This is a genomic window from Sandaracinobacter sp. (assembly GCF_041909755.1).
Classification (GTDB): Bacteria; Pseudomonadota; Alphaproteobacteria; order Sphingomonadales; family Sphingomonadaceae; genus Sandaracinobacteroides.
Window position 1 is genome coordinate 1 of sequence record NZ_JAYRCW010000108.1, and the last position, 7,407, is coordinate 7,407.

The 7,407-nt window shown below is 67.3% G+C and carries 8 protein-coding genes; 5 read left to right on the plus strand and 3 right to left on the minus strand.

Annotation, left to right across the window (positions count from 1 at the left end; translation table 11 throughout):
* The coding region (locus tag ACE3O8_RS11975; RefSeq protein ID WP_374390039.1) for a glycosyltransferase family 2 protein at positions 1-200 on the minus strand (200 nt) is incomplete at its 3' end.
* Between the two features lie 72 nt (positions 201-272).
* Here ACE3O8_RS11975 and ACE3O8_RS11980 point away from each other — a divergent pair.
* Positions 273-566 carry a DUF952 domain-containing protein gene (locus ACE3O8_RS11980; RefSeq protein ID WP_374390041.1) on the plus strand — a complete coding sequence of 98 codons (294 nt, stop codon included), beginning with the start codon at positions 273-275 and terminating at the stop codon, positions 564-566.
* 32 nt (positions 567-598) lie between these two features.
* On the opposite strand, the gene ACE3O8_RS11985 is transcribed toward ACE3O8_RS11980, so the two are convergent.
* Complete coding sequence (locus ACE3O8_RS11985) at positions 599-1,951, minus strand: nitrous oxide reductase family maturation protein NosD (protein WP_374390043.1); 1,353 nt, start codon at positions 1,949-1,951, stop codon at positions 599-601.
* A gap of 253 nt (positions 1,952-2,204) precedes the next feature.
* On the minus strand, positions 2,205-2,837 hold the full coding sequence (locus ACE3O8_RS11990; RefSeq protein WP_374390045.1) for a glutathione S-transferase family protein: 633 nt from the start codon (positions 2,835-2,837) through the stop codon (positions 2,205-2,207).
* A gap of 75 nt (positions 2,838-2,912) precedes the next feature.
* Here ACE3O8_RS11990 and murA point away from each other — a divergent pair, with 75 nt between their 5' ends.
* From murA to ACE3O8_RS12010, 4 genes are all read left to right on the plus strand, one after another.
* The gene (gene murA / locus ACE3O8_RS11995; RefSeq protein ID WP_374390046.1) at positions 2,913-4,196 is read left to right on the plus strand and encodes a UDP-N-acetylglucosamine 1-carboxyvinyltransferase; all 1,284 of its coding nucleotides are present in this window, start codon (positions 2,913-2,915) and stop codon (positions 4,194-4,196) included.
* Positions 4,197-4,201: 5 nt separating this feature from the next.
* Entirely contained in the window at positions 4,202-4,615 is a 414-nt protein-coding gene (locus tag ACE3O8_RS12000) for a DUF2948 family protein (RefSeq protein ID WP_374390048.1), read from the plus strand.
* Positions 4,616-4,904: 289 nt separating this feature from the next.
* Positions 4,905-6,788 carry a right-handed parallel beta-helix repeat-containing protein gene (locus tag ACE3O8_RS12005; RefSeq protein ID WP_374390050.1) on the plus strand — a complete coding sequence of 628 codons (1,884 nt, stop codon included), beginning with the start codon at positions 4,905-4,907 and terminating at the stop codon, positions 6,786-6,788.
* Between the two features lie 125 nt (positions 6,789-6,913).
* A partial coding sequence (locus tag ACE3O8_RS12010) for a hypothetical protein (RefSeq protein WP_374390052.1) occupies positions 6,914-7,407 on the plus strand: 494 nt, incomplete at its 3' end.

Here is a 7,407-nt window from a genome sequence, read left to right on the forward strand (position 1 = left end):
GTGAGGAGGCGGGTTTCGAGGCCCTGCTGCGCCTCTGCCCAGCGGCGGGCAAGCGCCGGGGTGGAATCGGTGGAGCCATTGTCCACCAGCACCACGCGGAACGGCCGGAGCGTCTGCGCGGACAGGCTTTCGAGGGTGGCGGGAAGCCACTGTTCCTCGTTGAAGAAGGGGATCACGATCGTCCAGCGCGGAGAGGCCATAGGAGGCCCCTAGCGGGAGATGGCGGGTTTCGGAAGCTTGCGCGGGGCCCCGGAGGGAGCCAAGGGGCGGGAATGGCGTTGTTCAAGATTTTCCGCGCCCGTGAATGGGCGGACTTCGAGGCGGCCGGCCGGTTCGCGGGATCGGCCGACGACCTGCGCGACGGCTTCATCCATCTTTCGACCGGCGAGCAGCTGGACGGCACGCTGGGCCGCCATTTCGCCGGCGAAACCGGGCTGGTGGTTGCCGAGGTGGGCGTGGCGGACGATTCGGCGCTGAAGTGGGAGGTTTCGCGCGGCGGGGCGCTGTTCCCGCATCTGTACCGGGCGTTGGAACAGGCCGATCTGCTGGGGCACGAGCGGCGCTGACGGGGTTGCCCCCGGCCTTTCGGCCGGGGGGGTCAATCCGGGCTTGCGCCGACGGGCGTGGGCAGGTTTGCCGCGATCGGTTTCAGCGCGGGCGCGGCGCTGTTGCCGCCCAGCGACGCCGCCCAGTTTTCCGCCCGCACCGGATCGAGGGTGAGAACCCCATGGGCGAAGGGCGCGAGCAGGCCGATGCCGCGCGTGCGGGCGGCCGAGGGGGCAAGCGTGAGGAATTCGCCCAGCGCGGGGGCGGCCGAGACGGGGCGGGCGCCGAGGATGGAGGCCCAGCTTTCGCCGGCCTTCCGTTCGCTGTCGTAGAGATCGACATTGTCGGCCGCGGTGGAATCCGCGCTGACGGGGATGCCCTTCATGGTGATGTTGCGCGCGACTTCGACCTGTGACGCGCTGGAGACGCGGATCTGCGGCTGGAGCGCGCCGCCGGTGCGACCGTCGGGCGTGCGCAACTTGCTGTTGTTGTTGTCGGCCCAGGGGGAGGCGACGATGACATTGTTGAGGATGCGCGCGCCGATGACGCGGTAGAGGCTGATGCCGTGGAGGGCGGAGCCGTAATAGACGTTGCCGCTGATTTCGAGGTTGCGGTGGTAGATGCCGGTGCGTTCGCCGCCGATGAACATGCCGTGCACAGCGCCGTTCAGCCCGAGCTGGAAGAAGTTGTTGCGGATGCGCATGCCGGTGACGCCGGATTCCTCCTGGTTGGTCCAGAACTGGATGGCATCCGGATGCTCGCCCTTGCCGTAGTTGGGGTTGAAATCGTGGAAGTGGTTGTTGGCGATTTCGGAGTCCGCGACGGCTGCGACATTGATGCCTTCGCGCACGAAGCCGATGCTGTTGTGGAGGACGGCGACCCGGCTGGCGCGCTGCAGGAAGATGGCGCTGCGCAGATCCTGGAATTCGTTGGAGCCGACGAGCACATTGGTTGCCATGCGGACATGGAGGCCGCCCTGGGCGTCGTCGAAACCGTCCCTGTTCGGGGTGCCGCCGCGGATGCGGTTGCCGGTGAAACGGATGTTGGCGCCGGCGATGGAGACGACGGGGTTCTTCGCGCTCTGCGCATCGACGCCGCTGATGGAGAGGCCCTGCGCGCCGCCCAGGCTCATCTGCCCGAAGCGGGCGCGGTTGGCCGGGTCTGCCGAGCGGAGGAAGACATGGCCGCCGGGAAAGCGGAACTTGGTGAAGCTGAAATCGCCATAGTCGCCCGGCGCGAGGAGGATCACGTCTCCGGCGGTGGCGGCGGAGAGGGCGGCCCACAAGTCCCCCCGGGTGGCGACGGCGAAGGTTTTGGCGGACGCAGGGGTGGCGAAGGCGCCGATGAGCGATGCGAGGAGGGCGCCGCCGAACAGGGCGTGCCGGAAGCCGGGGGCGGTGGGCATGAGGCTGTCTCCCTTGCTGTGCGCCGGAATTTTGCGCCGGGCCGTTTCCGGCGGTGGGCTGAAAGCGACCTTCGGCCCGGCCAAGGGGAGGGGACGGCCCCGGGGCGGGGCGGTTCAGGCGGTTAAAGGGTGAAGGCGCGACAAGGTTGACGCCTGAAAGGGACCGGCCCGCGAAATGGGCCGTCCCCGGTTAACGGACGGACGCGGGCGTTAACGAAGCGGGCGGAGGCTGCCCGCTGTTCAGGATGTTCCGCTAGCGGGACTGGGCTTCGCGGGCGCGGCGGTAACCATCCCGCTGCTGGCAGCGATCCCACCAGGCGCGGGTGAGGGGGCCGAGTTCGGGCAGGAGGCGGAGCGTGCCGGCCAGCAGGCAGGCGTAGCCGACGGCGATGTCGGCGGCGGTGAAGCGGCCGGCGACGAGCCATTCGCGGTTGCCCTGCCCTTCGGCGCCTGCAAGATGGGTTTCGACCCAGGCCATGCGCGCGAGGAACCATCTGGCATAGGCGTCGGCCACCTGCGGCAGGCGCTTTTCCGGCGGCTCCAGCAGGCGGTAGCGGAGCACCAGCGTCTGCGGGAAGGTGAAGGTGGCGTCGGACTGGAAGAGATAGTTGGTGTAGGCGGCGAAATCGGGCTCGTCAGGCTGGACGGCGAGCGGGGTGGGGCCGTGCTTCGTTGCAAGATAGTGGAGGATGCCCGTGCTTTCGGTGAGTTCGGCCGCGCCATCGGTGAAATAGGGGATGGTGCCGAGCGGATTGGTGGCGAGATAGTCGGGCTGCTGCCAGCGCGGGGGGAAGGGGAGCAGGTGGAGAGTATAGGGCAGGCCCATCTCCTCCAGCATCCAGAGCGGCCGGAACGAACGGGCGTCGGCGCAATGCCACAGTTCCATCAACCTTCGTCTCCCCATGCGTTGGTCCTATTGCCACTCGCCTAGCGGGGCGGCAGGCGCTAATCACCCTGATCTATGGACCAGATACGGATTTCGGGCGGACGCCCGCTGAAGGGGCGGATTCCCGTTTCGGGCGCGAAGAATGCGGCGCTGACGCTGCTGCCGGCCGCCCTGCTGACGGACGAGCCGCTGACCCTGCGCAACCTGCCGCGGCTGGCGGACGTGGACACCTTCGGCCATCTGCTGAATGTGCTGGGCGCTTCCACGCAGACTCAAGGGTCGCGGCCGGAGGATTTCGGCCGGGTGATGACGATCTCTGCAAGCCGGATGACGTCGACCACCGCGCCCTATGACATCGTGCGCAAGATGCGCGCCTCCATCCTGGTGCTGGGGCCGCTGCTGGCGCGCGAGGGAATCGCGACGGTGAGCCAGCCCGGCGGCTGCGCCATCGGCAACCGGCCGATCGACCTGCACCTGAAGGGGCTGGAGGCGCTGGGGGCCGAGATCGAGCTGACGGCGGGCTATGTGCGGGCGAAGGCGCCGAAGGGCGGTCTGCACGGCGGGCACATCATCTTCCCCGTGGTGAGCGTGGGCGCGACCGAGAATGTGCTGATGGCCGCCGTGCTGGCGAAGGGCCAGACGGTGATGGAGAATGCAGCGCGCGAGCCCGAGATCGTGGACCTGGCCAACTGCCTGAACGCCATGGGCGCGCGGATTTCCGGGATCGGCACCGAGAAGCTGGTGATCGAGGGCGTGGACCGGCTGCACGGCGCGACCTATGCCGTGATGCCGGACCGGATCGAGGCGGGCAGCTATGCTTGCGCGGCGGCAATCACCGGCGGCGAGGTGATCCTGACGGGGGCGAGCCGCGAGCTGCTGGGTTCGACCCTGCCGGTGCTGGAGGAGGCCGGCGTTTCCTTCGAGGATGTGAAGGGCGGGCTGAAGGTGAGCCGGGCGAACGGGCTGCACGCGGTGACGGCGACGACCGCGCCCTGGCCGGGCTTTGCGACGGACATGCAGGCGCAGCTGATGGCGCTGGTGACGGTGGCCGACGGCGCCTCCATGCTGACCGAGACGATCTTCGAGAACCGCTACATGCATGTGCCGGAACTGGCGCGGATGGGGGCGGACATCATGGTGAAGGGGCGGTCCGCGATGGTGCGCGGCGTTTCGAAGCTGTACGGCGCGCCGGTGATGGCGACGGACCTGCGCGCCTCCATGAGCCTGGTGATCGCCGGGCTGGCGGCCGAGGGCGAGACGATCGTGCGCCGCGTCTATCACCTGGACCGGGGTTATGAGCGGCTGGAGGAAAAGCTGCAGGCCGTGGGCGCCGACATCGAGCGGGTGGACGGGGACTGAGCCGCATGACCGAGCTTCTGCTGCTGCGGGCCGAGGACGCGGACGATCTGAAGATCCTGTCGGCCTGCGTGCAGGACATGGCGGTGAAGGCGTTGGACGTCAGCTGGTCCCCGGTGCAGCGGCGGCTGGTGCTGATGGGCAACCGCTATCGCTGGGAGGCGAAGCAGCCGACGCGGGTGCGCAGCGCGCTGCGGTTCGACGGCGTGCTGAAGGTGGCGCGGCGGGAATGGCCCGACGAGCGCCATGCGGTGCTGCCGCTGCTGTCGGTGACGGCGGAAGGCGGGGATGTGCTGATCCTGTCGTTCGGGGGCGGGACAGCGTTGCGGCTGGAAGTGGAGGCCGTGGACGCGACGCTGGAGGACCTGTCTGGCGCGTGGGGCGCGCTGGCGGTGCCGGCGCATGGAGACGAGCCGGGGTGATTCGTGCCCCCGCGCGGTGGATGGCGCGGGGGACGGACAGGGCGCCGGGCCGGGATTTCGGGGCGGCGACGAGTCGCAGAGATGGTTTCCCGGTATTTACGAAGCTGATTTCGGTTATATTTGAGTTACTTGTCGTTAAATCGTCATATCGTGCCTGAGGCGCGATAAACGGTTCGTCGCCTGAAATGCACGGCTCAACGACAAAACGAACGAATTTCCTTGTGGTGTCGGGCGCATCGGGGGATTTGTCTGCCCAGACGTAAAAAACTATAAAACAAAGGGTTGCTCAATGTTGTTTAACAAGGGTCTCGCGCTGTGCAGCGCGATGGTGCTGGCTGCCGTCCCGTATCAGGCGATGGCGCAATCCACAGTTCAGCTGGTCGAGGACGACGCCCGGGATGCCGGCGTTGTGTTGGGCGGATCCACGGGCGGGGTCGTGCGGACGGCTCAGCTGTCGTCTGCGACGTCGGTCAGCAATGTGCTGATCGCGGCGCCTGTTGCGACGACATCGACGGTGGCGGCGCCTGCAACCACCTTCAATTCCTCCACCTTCCTGCGCGGCGAATGGTTCAGCAGCCTGAACACGGACTCGCTGAGGACCCTGCTGTCGTCGCTGACGCCCGCCACTTCGAACCTGCCGGGAACCGTGACGGACACCACGACGGGCGACGCGACCGTGGTGGAAACGGTGACCGAAGTGGTGCGCGACACCGTCGAGACGGTGACCGATGCCGTGGCCGGCGCGGTTGACGCCGTTGTCGATACGGTGGTGGCGGTGGTGGACGCCGCAGTCGGCGCGGTGACGGGCGCGTCCCAGCCGACGGCGACCGCCGGCGTGACTGTGCCGGATCTGTCCGGCGCGCAGCTTGCGGGGCCGAGCGCCCCCGTGGTGGTGCCGCCGGCGGTGGACGACCAGGCGGCGCCGGCCGGGCCGAGCCAGCCGACCGGCCAGCTGCCCGCGGTGGAGAAGACCTTCGACGTCTATGACCGCGCGCAGCTGTGGACGGCGCTGAACGAGGCCCTGAACCTGTCGGGCGCGATCATCCGCATCCACCCGGGCAATTACGGATCGCTGCTGTGGAAGAAGCGGCTGCACACCAAGGGCCGGGTGTTCCTGGTTGCCGCCACGGCCGAGAAGCCGGTGTTCACCAAGATGGACTTCGGCGGATCGCAGAACATCGCCATCAGCGGCGTGAAGGTGGCCAGCGGGGAATCGGTGCTGATCTCCTTCTATGGCGCGAAGGACGTGCTGCTGACCGATACCATGCTGACCAGCGCCAACAACGACCGCAATCCGTGGGACAATGGCAACACCGGCATCCATATCCGCAGCGCGGCGGATGTGACGGTTTCGGATGTGACCTTCGAGGACCTCCGGCTGGCGATATATGTGCAGCGGTCGGCCAATGTGATCGTGCGCTACAACACGATGAACTGGCTGCGCGAGGGCATGAACGTGGCGGCGACCGATCGCTTCCTGCTGCATCGCAACTATTTCACCGAGTTCCACCCGAACTATGCCAAGGGCGAGCATCCCGATACGGTGCAGTTCTGGAACGTGAACGAGACGGCTGGCGTTTCCAACTCGAAGCTGATCGAGAATGTGATGATCCACGGCGGCTGCCGGGCGGTGCAGGGCTTCTTCCTGGGCGCCGAGCGCGCGGCCTATTGGCATTCGAACCTGGAGATCCGGGGCAATGTCTATTACGGCTCGTCTCCGCACGGGATTTCGGTGAGCCGCACCAACGGGCTGAAGCTGGCCAACAATGTGGTCGTGGCCTCGCCCAACGGCGATCGAAACAACAGCGACCGGTCGGCGGACGGCAAGTGCAGCGGCGGCTACAGCCCGCGCATGCGCGCCTCCACCTCCACCAATGTCGAAGCCTTCAACAATGTCGGCATGACGACCCCGCTGCTGGCCGACGGGGAAGTGAAGTATGACAACTGGGATATCGTGGACGCCTTCTATGGCGGCCTTCCCTGGGCGGATGTGTTCGTGAACGGGCGCATGACATCCGACACGCCGGCGCTTTCCGAGTTCGTGACGAAGGATCCGTCGCTGACGCGGACGAAGAAGGGCGGTATCCTGGAGGCCTTCCCGCACGGGATGCGCAAACTGGGGACGACGGGCGCGCTGCTGGACGCGCTGGCCGCGCACGCCAAGGGCGCCTGAGGCAGGGCAAGCGATGCGGGGGCGCGCGGCACCGGACGGGCTGCGCGCCCCTTCGCCTGTTCGGGCAGCATTTGTTTACCGGTTTCCTTCTGGAGGCCGGGCGTGGGCTTCGCTATAGGCATGCCATGATCAGCGCCCGCGACCGGATCCTTCGCCCCTATACGCGGCGCGTGCATGATCTGCGGCACAGCCTGTTGAAGACGCTGGCCGTGTTCCTGCTGATCATGACCGCGATGTTCATGGGCTTCTGGCTTGCGGTGTTCGGCACGCTTGTCGCGCAGCCTTTCTTCATCCTTGTCGGCATCCTGTTCGTGGTGGCGCTGTGGATGATGGACGACACCGAGCCCGACTATCGCGCGAAGATCACCACCCTGCTGATGTGGTATGTCGTGCTGGAAGCGACATGGCCGTCCTATGTGGCGGTGGACATTCCCGGCCTGCCCTGGCTGACGCCGCCGCGGATGCTGCTGGCGGTGATGATGTTCTTCGTGACGCTGCAGCTGGCGCAATCCTCCCGGGCGCGCAGCGCGGTGATCGAGGTGGGCGGCGCGGCGAAGCTGGGGCTGTGGTTCCTGGGCATCTTCTGGGCGACGGCCTTCGCGACCTGCCTGATTTCCCG